Annotated in this window: 14 protein-coding genes; 7 read left to right on the top strand and 7 right to left on the bottom strand. The window is 55.3% G+C overall.

Going from position 1 to position 17,227, the window contains the following annotated elements; translation table 11 throughout:
* Window positions 1-24 precede the first annotated feature (24 nt).
* Together QZ197_RS03580 and QZ197_RS03575 are read right to left on the bottom strand one after the other, a co-directional pair.
* Window positions 25-1,062 (bottom strand): rod shape-determining protein, encoded by a 1,038-nt coding sequence (locus QZ197_RS03580; protein ID WP_296430136.1) that lies wholly within the window; start codon window positions 1,060-1,062, stop codon window positions 25-27.
* A gap of 306 nt (window positions 1,063-1,368) precedes the next feature.
* Entirely contained in the window at window positions 1,369-2,925 is a 1,557-nt protein-coding gene (locus tag QZ197_RS03575; RefSeq protein ID WP_296430134.1) for a 2-isopropylmalate synthase, read from the bottom strand.
* A 291-nt stretch (window positions 2,926-3,216) separates the two neighbouring features.
* Between QZ197_RS03575 and QZ197_RS03570 the strand changes: the two genes are divergently transcribed.
* Both QZ197_RS03570 and QZ197_RS03565 read left to right on the top strand, forming a co-directional pair.
* Window positions 3,217-3,882 (top strand): SDR family NAD(P)-dependent oxidoreductase, encoded by a 666-nt coding sequence (locus QZ197_RS03570; RefSeq protein ID WP_296430132.1) that lies wholly within the window; start codon window positions 3,217-3,219, stop codon window positions 3,880-3,882.
* On the top strand, window positions 3,876-5,393 hold the full coding sequence (locus QZ197_RS03565; RefSeq protein WP_296430175.1) for a cryptochrome/photolyase family protein: 1,518 nt from the start codon (window positions 3,876-3,878) through the stop codon (window positions 5,391-5,393). Before QZ197_RS03570 ends, QZ197_RS03565 begins: the two co-directional genes overlap by 7 nt.
* 63 nt (window positions 5,394-5,456) lie before the next feature.
* On the opposite strand, the gene QZ197_RS03560 is transcribed toward QZ197_RS03565, so the two are convergent.
* On the bottom strand, window positions 5,457-6,869 hold the full coding sequence (locus tag QZ197_RS03560) for a 2-isopropylmalate synthase (RefSeq protein WP_296430130.1): 1,413 nt from the start codon (window positions 6,867-6,869) through the stop codon (window positions 5,457-5,459).
* 140 nt (window positions 6,870-7,009) lie between these two features.
* Between QZ197_RS03560 and QZ197_RS03555 the strand changes: the two genes are divergently transcribed.
* The 4 genes from QZ197_RS03555 (at window position 7,010) to QZ197_RS03540 (ending at window position 12,346) form a co-directional block, all read left to right on the top strand.
* Complete coding sequence (locus QZ197_RS03555) at window positions 7,010-8,671, top strand: NAD+ synthase (protein ID WP_296430128.1); 1,662 nt, start codon at window positions 7,010-7,012, stop codon at window positions 8,669-8,671.
* A gap of 296 nt (window positions 8,672-8,967) precedes the next feature.
* Window positions 8,968-9,396, top strand: a complete 429-nt coding sequence (locus tag QZ197_RS03550) for a DUF1801 domain-containing protein (RefSeq protein ID WP_296430126.1) — start codon at window positions 8,968-8,970, stop codon at window positions 9,394-9,396.
* Between the two features lie 107 nt (window positions 9,397-9,503).
* Entirely contained in the window at window positions 9,504-10,823 is a 1,320-nt protein-coding gene (gene gltX, locus QZ197_RS03545) for a glutamate--tRNA ligase (RefSeq protein WP_296430124.1), read from the top strand.
* A gap of 107 nt (window positions 10,824-10,930) precedes the next feature.
* Window positions 10,931-12,346, top strand: a complete 1,416-nt coding sequence (locus tag QZ197_RS03540; protein ID WP_296430121.1) for an MATE family efflux transporter — start codon at window positions 10,931-10,933, stop codon at window positions 12,344-12,346.
* Here QZ197_RS03540 and QZ197_RS03535 read toward each other — a convergent pair whose 3' ends face one another.
* Together QZ197_RS03535 and QZ197_RS03530 are read right to left on the bottom strand one after the other, a co-directional pair.
* Entirely contained in the window at window positions 12,347-14,863 is a 2,517-nt protein-coding gene (locus QZ197_RS03535) for an FtsX-like permease family protein (RefSeq protein ID WP_296430119.1), read from the bottom strand. It lies immediately after the preceding gene.
* Window positions 14,860-15,552, bottom strand: a complete 693-nt coding sequence (locus QZ197_RS03530) for an ABC transporter ATP-binding protein (RefSeq protein ID WP_296430117.1) — start codon at window positions 15,550-15,552, stop codon at window positions 14,860-14,862. Before QZ197_RS03530 ends, QZ197_RS03535 begins: the two co-directional genes overlap by 4 nt.
* Here QZ197_RS03530 and QZ197_RS03525 point away from each other — a divergent pair.
* Window positions 15,551-16,234 carry an arylesterase gene (locus QZ197_RS03525; RefSeq protein ID WP_296430115.1) on the top strand — a complete coding sequence of 228 codons (684 nt, stop codon included), beginning with the start codon at window positions 15,551-15,553 and terminating at the stop codon, window positions 16,232-16,234. The two genes, QZ197_RS03530 and QZ197_RS03525, sit on opposite strands and share 2 nt — an antisense overlap.
* Before the next feature lie 84 nt (window positions 16,235-16,318).
* On the opposite strand, the gene QZ197_RS03520 is transcribed toward QZ197_RS03525, so the two are convergent.
* Window positions 16,319-16,528, bottom strand: coding sequence for a cold-shock protein (locus QZ197_RS03520; RefSeq protein WP_296430113.1), 210 nt, complete (start codon window positions 16,526-16,528; stop codon window positions 16,319-16,321).
* Window positions 16,529-16,757: 229 nt separating this feature from the next.
* Window positions 16,758-16,964, bottom strand: a complete 207-nt coding sequence (locus QZ197_RS03515; protein ID WP_296430111.1) for a cold-shock protein — start codon at window positions 16,962-16,964, stop codon at window positions 16,758-16,760.
* Window positions 16,965-17,227: the final 263 nt, after the last annotated feature.

Below are 17,227 nucleotides of genomic sequence, written 5' to 3'. Positions count from 1 at the left end.
GGGCGGCTGTTCCCCCGATTTGTGTTAACTGTCGTAGTCTATCACATGCCGCAGCTGTTTTTCGTATTCCAGTGCGCGACCGGTGCCTAAAGCTACACAATTAAGTGACTCGTCCGCGACAGAAACTGCAAGGCCGGTCTGTTCGCGTAGCGCCAGATCAAGCTGACCCAGCAATGCGCCACCTCCGGTTAGCATTACACCGCGATCAACAATGTCGGCAGCAAGGTCTGGCGGAGTGGCTTCCAAGGCGGTCATCACGGCTTCGCAAATCTGCTGCACGGGTTCAGCCAACGCTTCGGCTACTTGGGCCTGAGTGATTTCGGTTTCTTTCGGCACGCCATTTAACAGATCACGGCCGCGAATTTGCATCGTCTGGCCGCGGCCATCGTCTGGCATGCGGGCCGTTCCGATCGACGTCTTGATCCGCTCTGCGGTGCTTTCACCGATGAGCAGGTTATGCTGACGGCGCAAGTAGTTGATAATCGCCTCATCCATGCGGTCACCACCGACGCGGACGGAACGAGCATAGACGATGTCGCCCAGCGAAAGGACGGCGACTTCGGTCGTACCGCCGCCGATGTCGACAACCATGTTGCCTGTCGGGTCGGTGATTGGCATGCCCGCACCAATCGCTGCCGCGATCGGTTCGGCAATCAGTCCAGCGCGGCGTGCGCCTGCTGACAGAACGGACTGGCGGATCGCGCGCTTTTCAACGGGGGTCGCGCCATGTGGAACGCAAACGATGATCTTGGGCTTTGAAAATGTTGAGCGGCGGTGCACTTTGCGGATGAAATGCTTGATCATTTCTTCGGCCGTATCAAAGTCTGCAATCACGCCATCGCGCATTGGGCGGATCGCCTCGATGCTGCCCGGTGTACGGCCCAACATCAGTTTCGCGTCTTCGCCAACGGCCAGAACTTTCCTGACGCCGTCCTTCACATGATAGGCCACCACTGAAGGTTCCGACAAAACAATGCCTTTGCCTTTGACGTAGACCAGCGTGTTCGCTGTGCCCAGGTCAATCGCCATATCCGAAGAAAATAATCCGCCGAAGCCTGCCATGAAGTTGGCCTTCCCATACCCAGTGTGCAAATCCCCACACAGTCGCAGGTGTGAAGCGTTGGATTGCTTATAAGGGGATGCGCGAGCGGATAGAAGCCCTTCAATCGCCCGACGCGGCGGCATCTTGCTACTTATACTTTTTCAACTTTTATGAGGCAAATTTCCGCAACTATCGCCAACTTATATCATATTTAGAATATTTTGGTGATATCGACGTGGCCATGCTACCCACATCACCCATCGCAACAAAAATGGGGCAGCCCGCTTTCACGTGGCCGCCCCTATGTTTCGAGTCGGGTTAAATGGTCAGGTATCTTTGTAAGATACACCCTTCACATCATAGCCAGGCGCCGATTTTTCGCGCCGCACCAGCAGACGGTTCAACGCATTGATATAGGCCTTGGCACTTGCCACAACGGTGTCGGTATCTGCCGATTGACCAGTCGCAATACGTCCGTCTTCTTCCATCCGCACAGAGACTGTAGCCTGCGCATCGGTACCTTCGGTGACCGCACTTACCTGATAAAGCTGCAAGCGTGCACCGTGGTCAAAGATCGCTTTGACCGCGTTGAATGTTGCATCGACAGGGCCGTCACCCGTTGCTGATGTCTCAATATCGGTGCCATCAACTTCCATCACCATGTCGGCCGTCTGGGGGCCTTCGGTGCCGCAGACAACACGCAGTGATTTCAGCTTAAGGCGGTCATCAGCCGCGTCGTTCTGAGTGACCAATGCCAACAGATCGTCGTCAAAGACTTCCTTCTTGCGGTCGGCCAAATCCTTGAAACGGACGAACACATCCTTCAACTGATTGTCGGCAAGATCATAGCCCATCTCGGATAATTTGGCGCGCAAGGCGGCCCTGCCGGAGTGCTTTCCAAGCGGCAATGAAGTGCCAGACAAACCCACATCTTCGGGGCGCATGATCTCGAATGTTTCGCTGTTCTTCAGCATTCCGTCTTGGTGGATACCGCTTTCGTGTGCGAATGCGTTCTTGCCGACGATGGCTTTGTTGAACTGCACAGGGAAGCCCGAAACAGTCGCTACACGCCGCGAGATGTTCATGATCTTTCGGGTATCGATACCTGTTGTATACGGCATGATATCGCCGCGCACTTTGAGGGCCATGACGACTTCTTCCAGTGCTGTGTTTCCCGCACGTTCGCCCAGACCGTTGATCGTACATTCGATCTGCCGCGCGCCGCCTTCGACAGCAGCAAGCGAGTTCGCAGTCGCCATGCCAAGGTCGTTGTGGCAATGCGTGGCAAAGATAATGCTGTCAGCGCCTGGCACTTTATTGATCAACATACGGATCAATTCGGCACTTTCCACGGGGGCAGTATAGCCGACGGTGTCGGGAATATTGATCGTTGTCGCTCCCGCCTTGATCGCGATTTCGACAACGCGGCAAAGATAGTCTTCCTCGGTGCGGGTTGCATCCATCGGCGACCATTGGACGTTGTCGCACAAGTTGCGGGCATGGGTCACGGTGTCGTGGATGCGTTCGGCCATTTCATCCATGTTCAGGTTTGGAATGGCGCGGTGCAGTTCGGATGTTCCGATAAAGGTGTGAATGCGCGGTGATTTTGCGTGCTTCACAGCGTCCCAGCAGCGGTCGATGTCCTTGTAGTTTGCACGCGCCAATCCGCAGATCGTCGCGGATTGTGACTGCGCCGCAATCGCGCTGACCGCGTTAAAATCGCCCTCGGAAGCAATGGGAAAACCGGCTTCGATAATATCGACGCCCATTTCATCCAGCATTTCAGCAATTTCGATCTTTTCGTCGTGGGTCATTGTCGCACCCGGGGATTGTTCCCCGTCGCGCAAGGTGGTGTCGAAAATCAACACTTTTTCTTTTGTCATGTCCGTATTCCTTTGGTCCTTAGCATTTATCTTGGCGCTGTTCCCCTCTGAGCGGTCGCGCCGAATGGCACGCTCAGAGGCTGCTAAGGAGTAGACGCGCGCGCAGGAGGTGCCCCAAAGAGGCAACGTTCGTGATATGTGCGCGTTTCATCATGTCGCAACTATACAAAGCTGTGCGCCGTTGGAAAGGGTCGAATGCGCTGCGCGCGCGAGTTTATTTGGCAAGATGATGGGTGACGTGGTGGCCACTGACTAAGGAGGCGCTAAGTATTCTGCGAAGCAAAGAGGTTTATGATGAAGGCACTGATAATTGGATCAAGCGGCGGCATTGGGGCGGCAATCGCCGCGCAATTGGCGGGCGACGGCTGGGATGTCACTGGCCTATCGCGCGCGGCCGACGGGTTTGATGTGACTGACCCGGCCCGTGTGGATGCCGCATTGGCCGGATTGACCGGACCATTTGATTTGATTGTAACGGCAGTTGGTATTCTGTCACCTGCCTCCGGAGCGCCCGAAAAGAACCTGTCGGCGATTGATGCAAACGCGATGGCGCAGGTCTTTGCTGTGAACGCAATTGGCCCTGCTTTGATTTTGCGTCACGCTGCCCGCCTCTTGCCCAAAGACAGACGCTGTGTGATCGCGACCTTGTCTGCGCGGGTCGGATCAATCGGGGACAATCAAATCGGCGGTTGGTATTCCTACCGCGCATCCAAAGCTGCATTGAACCAGATTGTTCATGGGGCAGCGATTGAACTGGGCAGATCGCACAAGCAATCGATTTGTGTGGCCCTTCATCCCGGAACGGTCGAGACGTCATTTACCAAAGACTACGCAGGCCGCCACAAAACAGTCCCTGCCGCAGAGGCTGCGCGTAATTTGTTGGGTGTCATCGCAGCTTTTAAGTTGGAACAAACTGGTGGCTTTTATGATTTTGCCGGACAGGAGATCGTCTGGTGAGGTTGGTTCTTGTACTTGGGGACCAACTTTCTCTGGATTTGTCGGCGCTACGAAAAGCCGACAAAGGGAGTGATGTCGTGGTCATGGCCGAAGTCATGGGGGAGGCCAGCTATGTTCCCCATCACCCCAAAAAGATCGCATTCACTTTCATGGCGATGCGCTATTTCGCCACAGACCTGCGGGCGCAGGGCTGGTCCGTAGCCTATACACGGTTGGATGATCCTGAAAACACAGGCACGATCACCGGCGAATTGATCCGGCGCGCGGCTGAAAAGGGTGCAGCAGGCGTTGTTTATACAGAACCCGGCGAATGGCGTTTGATCGACGCCCTAGCCGAGATGCCGCTGAAATCGCACTGCCTTTCTGACACCCGTTTTATCGCGTCCCACAAAGAGTTCGAAGATTGGGCAGACGGTCGCAAGCAGCTACGGATGGAGTATTTTTACCGCGATATGCGCCGCAAGACGGGTCTGCTGATGGATGGCGACAAGCCGGAGGGCGGCAAGTGGAATTACGATCATGACAACCGCAAGCCTGCGCCTGACCAGGTCGATTTTGAAGGTCCGCTGCGCTTTGCCCCTGATGAAGACGTACTTGTTTTGGTCTCTGAGCGGTTCTCGGGTAATTTTGGTGACCTGCGTCCCTTTTGGTTCGCCACAACCAGTGCCCAAGCGCAAGAACAGCTTGCTCATTGGATCGACGGAGGCCTACCAAAATTCGGTGATTTCCAAGATGCGATGCTGAATGACCAGCCGTTTCTTTATCATTCGCTGATCAGCTTTTACCTGAATGCCGGACTGCTAGATCCGCTTGCGGTTTGTCAGCAGGTCGAGGCCGCTTACCATGCTGGCAATGCGCCGTTAAACGCTGTCGAAGGGTTCATTAGACAGATCATCGGCTGGCGCGAGTACGTCCGTGGGATCTATTTCCGCGAGGGGCCGGATTATACTGCCCGCAACGGCTTGGGGCACGATCGCGCATTGCCGGATGTCTATTGGGGGGCGCCTTCAAAAATGAACTGCATGACGCAGTCCGTGGCGCAGACTAAGGAACACGCCTATGCGCATCATATTCAAAGGTTAATGGTGACTGGCAATTTCGCGTTGTTAGCAGGAATTGATCCGGCGCATGTGCATGAATGGTATTTGGCGGTTTATGCTGACGCCTATGAATGGGTCGAGGCCCCGAATGTCATCGGGATGAGCCAGTTTGCCGACGACGGGATCATCGCCTCAAAACCTTATATCTCGTCAGGCAACTACATTCATAAGATGTCGAACTATTGCGGGTCATGTGCTTACCGCGTCCAAGATAAGACAGGCGAAAATGCGTGCCCGTTTAACCTGCTTTACTGGCATTTTTTGGATCGACATCGCGCGCGGTTCAAAAGTAATCCGCGCATGGGGAATATGTACCGCGTGTGGGACCGGATGGAAGAAACCAAACGCGAGACTATTTTGCGCGAAGCTGATCAATGGCTCGCAAAGCTGGATCAAGGCGCGGCAGTCTAGCAACAAAAAAGGGGCTTGGCAGTTGTGCCAAGCCCCCTTTGAATTCTTCTCGCAAAGCAGTGTTTAGTTGTCTTGGCTCGTTTCTGACACCAATGCACCGTCTGACCATGTGCCGACGCTTTCTTGACCTGTGGCATAGCTCATTGTGCCTTCGCCTTCGCGGCGGCCGCGCACAAAGCTGCCTTCATAGACATCGCCGTTCGCATATGTCGCCACGCCGGTGCCATCAATCACGCCGTCCTGCCAGCCCCCCACATAGGTAAAGCCATCGGGAAGTGTGATTTCGCCTTCGCCGTTGCGCTGTCCGTTCAGAAAGGACCCAACATAGACCGTGCCATCTGCATAAGTCGCGCGGCCTTGGCCGTTGCGCTGTCCTTCGGCCCACTCGCCTTCGTAAACGTAGCCATCTGCGTAAGTCATCTTGCCTTGGCCATGATATTGGGCGTTCAAGAAAGCGCCTTCGTAGACCAAACCGTTCTCGTATGTTGCAATGCCAGCGCCATTGATCACGCCATTCTGCCAAGTGCCATCATATGTCGCACCGTTGGGGTATGTGATCTTGCCTGACCCATTGGCGACGTTATTCGTGAATGTGCCAACATAGACGGAGCCATCAGGATAGGTGACCTCGCCCTCGCCAGCGATCTGACCATCAAGCCATTCGCCCGAATAAAGATACCCGTCAGTTCCGGTGAATGTTCCGGTGCCATGGCGCAGATCGGCCAAGAAGGTGCCGCTATATGTATCACCATTGGCATAAGTCGCTGCGCCTTCGCCTTCGCGGCGGCCATCCACAAGTGTGCCGACGTAGACGTCACCATTGGGTTGGGTCAGCGTGCCTGCACCCTGAATTTCGCCATCAACCCAGTCGCCGCTGTAGATCAAGCCATCCGCCATTGTCAGCGTTCCCACGCCGTCACGCGTGCCTGATTTGAGGTTTCCCTCGTAAATTGCGCCGTCAGGGTATGTTATTTTGCCGTCGCCCTCTTTTGCGCCATTGATCCACGATCCTTCGTAGATATAGCCGCCCGGGCTTGTCATTGTGCCGGTGCCGTTGTGCATCGCGTTGCGGAACTCACCCTCGTAGGTCACGCCGTTTGCGTAAACCGCGATACCTTGGCCTGTGATATTTCCGTCTAACCAGTCGCCTTCAAACGTTCCGCCATCGGCAAATGTGATTCGCCCCTGACCTTCCGGCTTGCCCGCTAAAAAGGTGCCTTCATAGACAGAACCATTGGGAAATGTCGCAACACCTTGGCCGCGAATCTCTCCTTCGATCCATTCTCCGGTGTATTCGTAGCCGTTGGGAAGGCGGTATGTTCCGGTGCCATGTTGCTTGCCATCAAGGAACGTCCCCTCGTAGACTCCGCCGTCATCATATTGTTTTGTCTCGACAGTTTGTGCATATCCACTTGTTGCCAGCCCGGTTGCGAGCACTGCAGCTACAACAGTTTTTGATAATCCAAACATCGTCATCGACTTCTCCGATATATTTTTCTCGTGGGCAGCTTAGGAAAGCAAAGCGCGGCTGACAATGTCTAACAGCATTCGTATGCAATCGGCTTTCCCCCGCGCACTATTCTGCTACATGCATCGCAAGGCATTGGGACAAAACTATGACAAAAACATTTCGTCTTACGATGGCACAGCTGAACCCGACCGTCGGCGACATTGCAGGCAATGCAAATCAGGCGCGCGAGGCTTGGGCCGAAGGCAAAGCAAATGGTGCTGATTTGGTTGCATTGCCAGAGATGTTCTTGGTCGGCTACCAAACTCAGGATTTGATCGCGAAACCAGCATTTGTGGCCGACGCGTTAGAGCACTTGCATGCATTGGCCCGCGACTGCGCCGATGGACCAGCGCTTTCTATTGGGGGTCCTTTCGTCGAAGACGAGCGGCTTTATAATGCCTATTTCACGCTGCGCGGCGGCGAAATCGTTGCCTGCGCGCGCAAGCACTTCCTTCCGAACTTCAATGTCTTTGACGAAGTCCGCTTGTTTAAAAGCGCCGATATCGCCGGGCCTTATGCCCTCAACAATGGGGCGCGCATCGGCAATCCGATTTGCGAAGACGCATGGTATCCGGATGTTTGCGAAGCGATGGTCGAAAGCGGCACAGAGATTTTAGTGATCCCGAACGGGTCACCCTACTTTCGCGACAAATTTCCGATCCGCATGAACAATATGGTGTCTCGGGTGATCGAAAATGATGTGCCGTTAGTTTACCTGAACATGGTCGGCGGGCAAGACGATCAAATGTTTGACGGCGGATCATTCGTGCTGAACCGGGGCGGAAAGCTGGCTGTGCAACTGCCGTTCTTGGAAAGCTCTGTCGTGCATGTCGATTTCACACTGACGGACGCAGGTTGGCATGCAGCGGATGGCGAAAAGGCGATTTTCCCCGACAGCATTGAGCAAGACTACAGAGTTATGGTCGAAGCGCTGCGCGACTATATGCGCAAAACAGGATTTGCGAAGGTGCTGTTAGGCCTTTCAGGTGGCATCGACAGTGCGATTGTAGCTGCGATAGCAACAGACGCGTTGGGTGCGCAAAACGTGCGCTGCGTGATGTTGCCGTCCGAATACACATCGCAAGGCTCGCTTGATGATGCGGCGGCGGCGGCGCAGGCATTGGGCTGCAAATACGATACTGTTAGTATCGCGGGGCCGCGCGCGGCTGTCACCGAAGCGTTGGCACCTTTGTTTGCGGGGCTAGACGAAGGTCTGACCGAAGAGAACATCCAGTCACGTATCCGCGGTTTGCTGTTGATGGCCCAATCCAACAAGTTCGGCGAAATGCTTTTGACGACGGGCAACAAATCCGAAGTCGCCGTGGGCTATGCGACCATCTATGGCGATATGGCCGGCGGATATAACCCGATCAAAGACATGTACAAAACCCGCGTGTTTGAGGCTTGCCGCTGGCGCAACGCGAACCACCGCGCTTGGATGCAAGGCCCCGCAGGAGAAGTAATCCCTGTGGCGATTATCGACAAGCCGCCATCGGCCGAACTGCGCCCTGATCAAAAAGACGAAGACAGCCTGCCGCCTTATGATATCCTTGACGGGATACTGATGATGCTGGTGGATCAAGACGCCTCGGTGGCGGACTGCGTGGCTGCGGGCTATGATCGCGCAACGGTCAAACGTGTGGAACATCTGCTGTACATCAGCGAGTATAAACGCTTTCAGTCTGCCCCCGGCCCACGTCTATCATCGCGCGCGTTCTGGCTCGACCGCCGGTATCCGATCGTGAACCAGTGGCGTGACAACAGCTAAGAAAATGTTTCCGCGTAAAGGCTGAAACACGGATCAAAGCAAGCCTGCGCTATCGAAAAACCGGTGGCAGCTATTTGGTTTTCTTGGGGTTAGTTCTCACGCTACCGCGGTGATCTAACTGTGCGATCTGCAAGCCATCAAAACCAGGTGTCCAATATCATTCACCTCATTTCCGTGTGTTTGGGAAAAAGGCAATGCCTCGATAACGAGACTAGTCGCCAGAGCTGGGCACGGAAACAGGCGTGTGACAGCGGGCAAAGTCTTTGGCACAAAAGAAGATCGTGCTAGGATGCGACATGGCAGAGAATAAAACCCAAGCAACGACGCAATCCGTAAGCGATTTCATAAATGCTATCGCGCATCCGACACGGCAGGCCGATGCATTAGCTCTAGACAAGATGTTTCGCCAAGTGACCGGTTGGGTGCCGCAAATGTGGGGTCCTTCCATCATCGGTTACGGCAGTTATCATTATACATATGACAGTGGGCGCAGCGGTGATTTTCTGGCAACCGGCTTTAGTCCGCGCAAATCGAATATGTCGATCTATATCATGCCGGGCTATGCGGATTTTAGCGGTATTCTTGCGCGGCTGGGCAAGCACAAAACCGGCAAGTCATGCCTTTATCTCAACAAGCTCGAAGATGTTGACGTGGATGTGCTGGCAGACCTCGTGCGCGCGGGACTAAAGGACCTGAAAGGCAAGTGGCCGGTTCAGGCAACCTGAAGTATGATCTTCTTTTTCCCCGAAAACTTCGGGGTGAGGGGCATCGCCCCAGAAACTGGACATCCGCTGCGCGGCATGGTCAATACCTCGCAACAGGAGACATACTCATGACCACGACCAGATTCGCCCCTTCGCCCACAGGTTGGATACACATCGGCAACTTGCGTGCCGCGCTGTTTAACTACGCGATTGCGCGCCAGAACGGCGGTAAATTCATCCTGCGGATCGACGATACCGACAGTGTGCGGTCAAAGGACGAATATGTCGAAGGTCTTAAGGAAGATCTAAAGTGGCTTGGCTTTACATGGGATCAAACCGAACATCAGTCAGCGCGGATGGAAAACTATTTGGTCGCCAAGCAAAAGCTGATCGATATGGGCCGGCTTTACGAATGTTTTGAAACCCCGACCGAACTTGACCTCAAGCGCAAAAAGCAACTGAACATGGGCAAACCTCCGGTCTATGACCGTGCAGCACTTGCACTTTCGGACGCAGAAAAAGACAAACTGCGCGCAGAACGTGGATCGCATTGGCGGTTCAAACTGGATCAATTGCGCACAGAATGGACTGACGGGATTATCGGTGATATTTCAATCGATTCAGCGTCGGTTAGTGATCCGGTTTTGTTCAAGAATGACGGTCAAATTTTGTATACTTTGGCGTCTGTTGTTGATGATACCGAAATGGGCATCACTGACATTGTGCGCGGTTCAGACCACGTGACGAACACGGCAACCCAAATTCAGATCATCGAAGCGCTGGGCGGAAATGTCCCGCGTTTCGCGCATCATTCATTGCTGACCGGACCACAAGGCGAAGCACTGTCGAAACGGCTTGGCACGCTGGCGCTGCGTGACCTGCGCAAACGCGGTATCGCACCAGAAGCGATCTTGTCTCTCATGGCGCGCTTGGGGTCTTCCGAGCCGATTGAGCTACGTGCAAATCTTGACGAAGTTGTTGCGGCGTTTGATCTCTCGAAATTTGGCTCTGCGCCAACGAAATTCGATGCAGAAGACCTCGTACCACTGACCGCCCGTCATCTGGCCACTCTGAGCGCGGGTGACGTGGCCGATGTCTTGACGTCGGCGGGTGTGCCCGCAGAGTTAGCAGAACCATTCTGGCAGGTCGTGCGTGAAAACATCACCAACCTTGATCAAGTGTCTGACTGGTGGGCCTTGTTCCGCGACGGCGCTACGCCACTGGTTGCAGATGAAGATCGCGAATTCATTGCGCAGGCCTTTGATTTATTGCCGCAACTGCCCTTTGATGCTGACACCTGGGGTGCTTGGACATCCACAGTGAAAGAGGCAACTGGCCGTAAAGGCAAGGGGCTGTTCATGCCGCTGCGCAAAGCGGTAACTGGCCGCGAGCGTGGACCTGAAATGGCAGATGTGATGCCACTGCTGCAGGTTCGTCCGACGCTGTAGTAACATGTTCACATCGCCGAAGTGTTGCTAGAAACCGCGAAAGTGCTTGAGTTCACTGGTTTGTCCTGCTGTTGTGCGCAGCATTGACACGCGTGGGCGCAATTTCGATGAGCGAAGCAAAACCAAAAGCACATAGCGACACGCGAGCTGTCTTTACGCAAGGCAGCTTGTTTCGCCATATCTCGGTGATGTCACTGACAGCCTCCGTGGGGTTGATGGCGGTATTTCTGGTCGATTTTGTCGACATGATTTTCATCTCGATGCTGGGCAAAGCAGAATTGGCAGCTGCCGTGGGATATGCTGGCGCGGTCTTGTTTTTCACCACGTCCTTCGGGATCGGCATGGCGATTGCGGCAGGTGCCGTCGTGGCCCGCGCTTTGGGTGCCGGCGAAGCAGAAGAGGCCCGCAGGCGTGCTACAAACTCGCTGATCTACGGTGTCATCTTTGGCGCTATTTTTGCCGCCATCGTCTGGATGAACCTCGCGTTTCTGGCGGGCCTTCTGGGTGCGACAGGGGCCACGTTGGACCTTGCTGTGCACTACTTGTCGATCATCGTGCCATCGTTGCCGTTCTTGATTGTCGGCATGATTGGTGGCGCGATTTTGCGCGCGCACGGCGATGCACGGCGCGCAATGATGGCGACGATTTGGGGTGGATTGGTTAATGCGGTGCTTGATCCGATCTTGATCTTTGGCCTTGATCTTGAACTGACGGGTGCGGCAATCGCCAGTGTCTGCGCGCGCATTGTGATCGCGGTTACTGCGTTGATCCCGCTGATTAAATATTACGACGGCTTTGACAAACCCACATTTGGCAGTCTCACAATCGATATTCGCCCGATCTTTGCTATCGCCATTCCTGCGATCCTAACCCAACTCGCGACACCAATTGGCCAAGCATATGTCACCCGCGCGATGTCTGATTTCGGTGAAGACGCCGTTGCAGGCATGGCGATCATTGCGCGCATGTCGCCTGTTGGCTTTGCGGTTATTTTTGCGCTGTCGGGTGCGATAGGGCCGATCATTGGCCAGAATGCGGGTGCCGGGTTGAACGACCGTGTGCGTGGGGCCTTCCGCGACGGATTGCTGTTTACCGCAATAGTCGTTGTCGTGGTTTCAACGCTGTTTTTCCTCGCACGTCCAGCCATTCAAATGTTGTTCCAGCTAGAGGGCACAGCGCTAACGCTGGTCTTTCTATTCGCGGGCCCACTGTCGCTGATGTTCTTTTTCAACGGCGTTATTTTCGTGTCGAACGCGGCATTCAACAACCTTGGTCACCCGTTCTATTCGACGATTATAAACTGGGGGCGAAATACATTTGGGACCGTCCCCTTTGTGTTGGTCGGGGCTGCTTGGTTTGGCGCGCCCGGTGTGTTGGTCGGTCAGTTTCTGGGCGGCGCTGTCTTTGCAGTTCTGGCGCTCATGCTTGCTCGCAAGGTCATGGCGCAGCCATCGGATGGTGCCCCATCTGAACCATTCGCCCGCCAAGCGCGCCTGTTTAGTCTGCTACATCATCGCCGCTGATTACTCGCGGGCACGCAGAACCTGCGCGGGTTTCGCTGACAGCGGTCGCCATGCAAAGGCAAGCCCCGCAAGCGTGGATGCAGCGATCCCGCCACCAATTATCAGCAACGCATTGCCCCAGATCAGGACATAGGGCGTGTCCATGATAAAGGTCGAAACAGCCCAGCCGCCCAAGATGCCAGCGCCAAGTGCGACCGTTCCCGCGGCCAGCCCCAAGATAGCGGCACGTAATGCAAAGCTTGCGATGATTTGACGGCGTGGCGCGCCAAGGGTTTTCAAAACCGCCGACTCAAATGTCCGCGCACGTTCGCCCGCAGCAGCCGCTCCGATCAGGACCAGAAAGCCAGTGACCAGCGTGATCAACGCACCATACCGCGTCGCAGCAGAGATACCGCCGACCAGTTCGATGACCTGATCAATCGCGTCGCGGATGCGGATTGCGGTGATGTTGGGGTATGCGGTCGCTAAATCCCGCAAAATCGCAGCCTCTGCCTCTTCTTCAGCATAGACAGTTGAAATCCAACTGTGTGGTGCACCAGCCAAGGCCCCTTGGTTCATGGCGAGCACAAAGCCGATCCCGGCGTCTTCCCAACTCACATCGCGAAAGCTGGTGACTTCTGCGGTGATGTCGCGGCCCAGCACATTGACGGTCATCATATCACCGAGGGACAATCCCATCTCTGCGGCTTCTTCGGCTGCAAAGCTGATTTGCGGTGGCCCTGCATAGTTTGCGGGCCACCATTGTCCTGCGGTTACTTCGGTCCCCGTCGGTTGTGCGTCGGCGTAGGTGATCCCGCGATCGCCTTGAACTACCCAATGCCCGCCTGCGACGTCGTCAGCGGGCAGGCCGTTTATCAGGGTGATGATCCCGCGCAGCATAGGCGCCGTGTCAACGCGACTGACTGCATCATCGTTGTCGAGGCGTTCGCGGAAACCGTCGATTTGGTCTGGCTGAATATCAACAAAGAAATAGCTTGGCGCGACCGCTGGCAGGTCGTTTGAAAACGAGTTGCGCAGGTTGCCATCAATTTGTCCCACTGCGGCTAAGACTGTCAGCCCAAGGCCAAGCGAGAGAACGACTGATGTTGCCTCGCCTCCGCGCGCGCCGATTGCGCCCAAGGCCAATCGCAGGGCAGGGCGGCCGCGCGCCGTTTTGCGCAAACGCCGTGCGATCCAGCGAATGATCACTGCGGCGATTACCAAAATCGCCAACGCACCCGCGATCCCGCCCGCGGTCCATAGCGTGAGGAATACCGTACCGGAAAACCAGATTGCGGCCCCGATCAATGCGGCAAGCAGCACACCAATAGCGAGCAGGTATTTCATCGGTGGCAGCGTAGCGCTTGACGAAAATGCGTCGCGGAACAAGGTTGCTGCACGAATGTCTTCGGTCTTGGCAAGCGGCCATAAGGTAAAGACCAATGCGGCCAGCACGCCGTAAACAGCCGCCTCGATCAGTGGGGCAGGGTAAATGGTAAAGACCGCGGGAATAGGCAGGCTAGCTTCGATCAGCGGGGCGAAAAGGACGGGAAGGCCCGCGCCGATGATCACCCCAAGCAGAACGCCGATGATCGTTAGAACGCCGACTTGGATAAAGTATGTTTGAAAGATAATTGCGCGTGTGGCCCCAAGGGTTTTCAATGTCGCGATCACACCGGTTTTGCCTGCAAGGTATGCTCTGACAGCGGCGGAGACGCCCACACCACCAACGGCCAAACCCGACAGGCCCACAAGGATCAAGAAGGCACCAATACGATCGACGAATTGGGCAACACCACCCGCGCCACGGCGGCTATCGCGCCAGCGCAAACCACTATCGCTGAACTCTGTTTCTGCAAAGGTTTCAAGCGCCGCAAGATCCGTCCCGTCGGGCAGATCAAGCCTGTATTGTGTTGAAAATAGAGTGCCTTCCATCAACAAACCCGAGTCCGCCAAGTCGTCAGTCAACACGACTGTGCGGGGCCCTAGGCCGAAACCACCGGCGGCATTGTCAGGGTAGCGATCAAGAATAGCGCGTAAGGTGAATTCCTGTTCGCCAAGTCGAAAGCTGTCACCTGCCACAAGGCCTAACCTGTCGGCCAGCACCCGTTCCATCACACCACCTTTGTCAGCCAATGCGTCCGGCAAAGGCATCACAGGATCAAGCTGGACCTGTCCAATCAGAGGGTAAAGATCATCGACGGCACGGATTTGCGTAAGACCGCGCTCCGCCTCGCCGTTGCGGTCAACCACGACCATAGAGCGGAAATCGACCGTTTCGGACACGTTCTCGGAAATAGTGGTCAGCCATGCCAATTCATCGGCGCGGGCAAAGCGGTAGGTGAATTCGACTTCTGCGTCGCCGCCAAGCATGGCCGCGCCATCACGCGCTAGACCGGCTTCTATCCCTGCGCGCACGGCGCCGACGGCTGCAATTGCTGCGACGCCAAGTGCCAGACAAGCCAAGAACACGCGAAAGCCGCGCAAGCCGCCCCGCAGTTCACGGGCGGCGAAGCGTGATGCAATCCGAAGGCTCATTCAGCTGCCTTGGCCATTTGGCCTTCGATGCGGCCATCGCGCAGGCGCACAATGCGGTCACAGCAGGCGGCCAGTTCGCCTGAATGTGTGACCATGATCAACGTGGCACCATGACGGTTGCGCAACTCAAACAGCATATCGATAATGGCCTGCCCATTGGTTTCATCCAGATTGCCTGTGGGTTCATCCGCCAACAAAAGACGTGGACGCGGGGCAGAGGCGCGGGCAAGGGCCACACGTTGCTGTTCACCGCCCGACATCTGGCTGGGATAGTGATCTATGCGGTCGGCCAGACCAACAGCGCGCAATTCTGCCTCTGCACGGGCAAACGCATCAGGTGCGCCAGCCAGCTCGAGCGGGGTCGCGACATTTTCAAGCGCAGTCATTGTCGGGATAAGGTGGAAAGATTGGAACACCACCCCCATATTATCCCTACGAAAGAGTGCAAGCTGGTCTTCGTTCATCGCCGTCAAATCGTGGCCCAATGCCGTGATCGTGCCAGCGGTGGCCTGTTCCAGCCCGCCCATCAACATAAGGAGCGACGATTTGCCAGACCCACTTGGCCCGACCAGACCCAGCGTTTCGCCCGGCGCGACATCTAGCGAAATGTCATGCAAAATATCGACGCGTCCTGCGTTGCCATCTAGCGACAGCTGGGCGTTGGTTATGGATAGAACGGGGTCGGTCATGAAAGATGCCTCGGATCAGATCGGTTCCTTTGCATATGGGGCCGTTTCGCGTGGCAGCAAGCTGGCAGCGGCCCTTTTGATGACAACAGGGTTGGCACATGCCGAATCTGTGACCATCGCAGCGCTGGGCGATAGCCTGACAGCCGGATACGGATTGGCGCAGGGCGACGGGTTCGTGCCGCAACTGCAAGGTTGGTTGCAGGCCCAAGGTGCCGATGTTGTTGTGATGAATGCAGGCGTTTCTGGTGACACAACAGCAGGCGGTCTTAGCCGCGCTGCGTGGACTCTAACACCGGATGTCGACGCAATGATCGTGGCGCTGGGGGGGAATGATTTCTTGCGGGGGCTTGATCCGGCAGTGAGCAAGGCGAACCTTGATGGCATTCTGGCCGCTGGCCAAGATGCGGGGGTTGATATGTTATTGGTTGGTTTGTCCGTAGGATCGAACTACGGTCTTGATTACAAGCAAGAATTTGAAGGGATGTACCGCGATCTGGCGGTGAAATACGACGTGCCGCTTTATCCCGATTTTGCATCCGGGTTGCGCGCTGCATCTGGCATGCAAGAAGGTATGTCGGAGTTTTTGCAACCCGATGGCATTCATCCCAATACAGAAGGCGTGAGCGTGATCGTTGCGGCGATGGGGCCTGCGGTGTTGAAACTGATCGCGAATGTGCGATGACTTGGGCGATTAGCGTACACGCAAAACAAAAACGGGCACCGTTGAAAGGTGCCCGTCTCAAATTCAGATAACGCGTTAAGCGTCTTAGTCAGCAAGAACCAAGTTGACGGCGCTTTCGCGGCCATCACGACCAGCTTCGATATCGAAAGTGACCTTTTGGTCGTCCTTGAGGCCTGTAAGGCCGGAACGCTCAACTGCTGAGATGTGGACGAATACGTCCTTGGATCCACCATCGGGGGCAATAAAGCCGAAACCTTTGGTAGAGTTAAACCATTTGACTGTGCCTGAGGCCATGTCATTTTTCCTTAGTTGTGTCCGCTCGCGGAAATGCAGCGGAGTGGCTCGGTAGAACGTGATCGGAAGACTGAGCCGGAAAAGGTAACAGTGGTCGATAGGTCAACGTCGCGCGCGATTCTTAGCACAATTCTTGATAAAATTCAAGATTGGGCTCTGATCGGATAAAATGTGGAGGTTTTTTCATAGTTGTGGCGTGCAAGATATGCACGCCACTGTATTCAATCGCTTATGCGAGTGCGAGATTCACAGCAGATTCGCGACCGTCACGGCCAGCTTCTACGTCGAAAGTCACTTTTTGGTCGTCTTGCAGACCTGTGAGGCCTGAGCGCTCAACTGCGGAGATGTGAACGAAGATGTCCTTCGCGCCGCCATCGGGGGCAATAAAGCCGAAGCCTTTTGTTGTGTTAAACCATTTCACGGTGCCATTAGCCATCGTGTTCATCCTTTAGATTCCGTGCTGTCCGCGAGAGTGCGACAGCCTGGCGGCGTCAGTTCAATATCGAAGACTGTGGCCTAGTAGGAGAACAGTGGGTCGAGTTTTGTATCGGCTGCAACCCTCATGTGGGGGTAGTCGCACGAAATTACAAGTGAAAGTTTTGTTTTGGCCATGAATGGGTGTGTCTGTGCCGGCAAAGCGTCGGATCCGAAACTCTGTGTATGAGGCTCAGTCCATGCCGGTTTGACGGGTCATCTGTT

Origin of the sequence: Yoonia sp., assembly GCF_017854415.1 — a bacterium.
GTDB lineage: Bacteria > Pseudomonadota > Alphaproteobacteria > Rhodobacterales > Rhodobacteraceae > Yoonia.
Note: the sequence above shows the minus strand (reverse complement) of the source record. Positions and strands in the feature narration are given on the sequence as shown.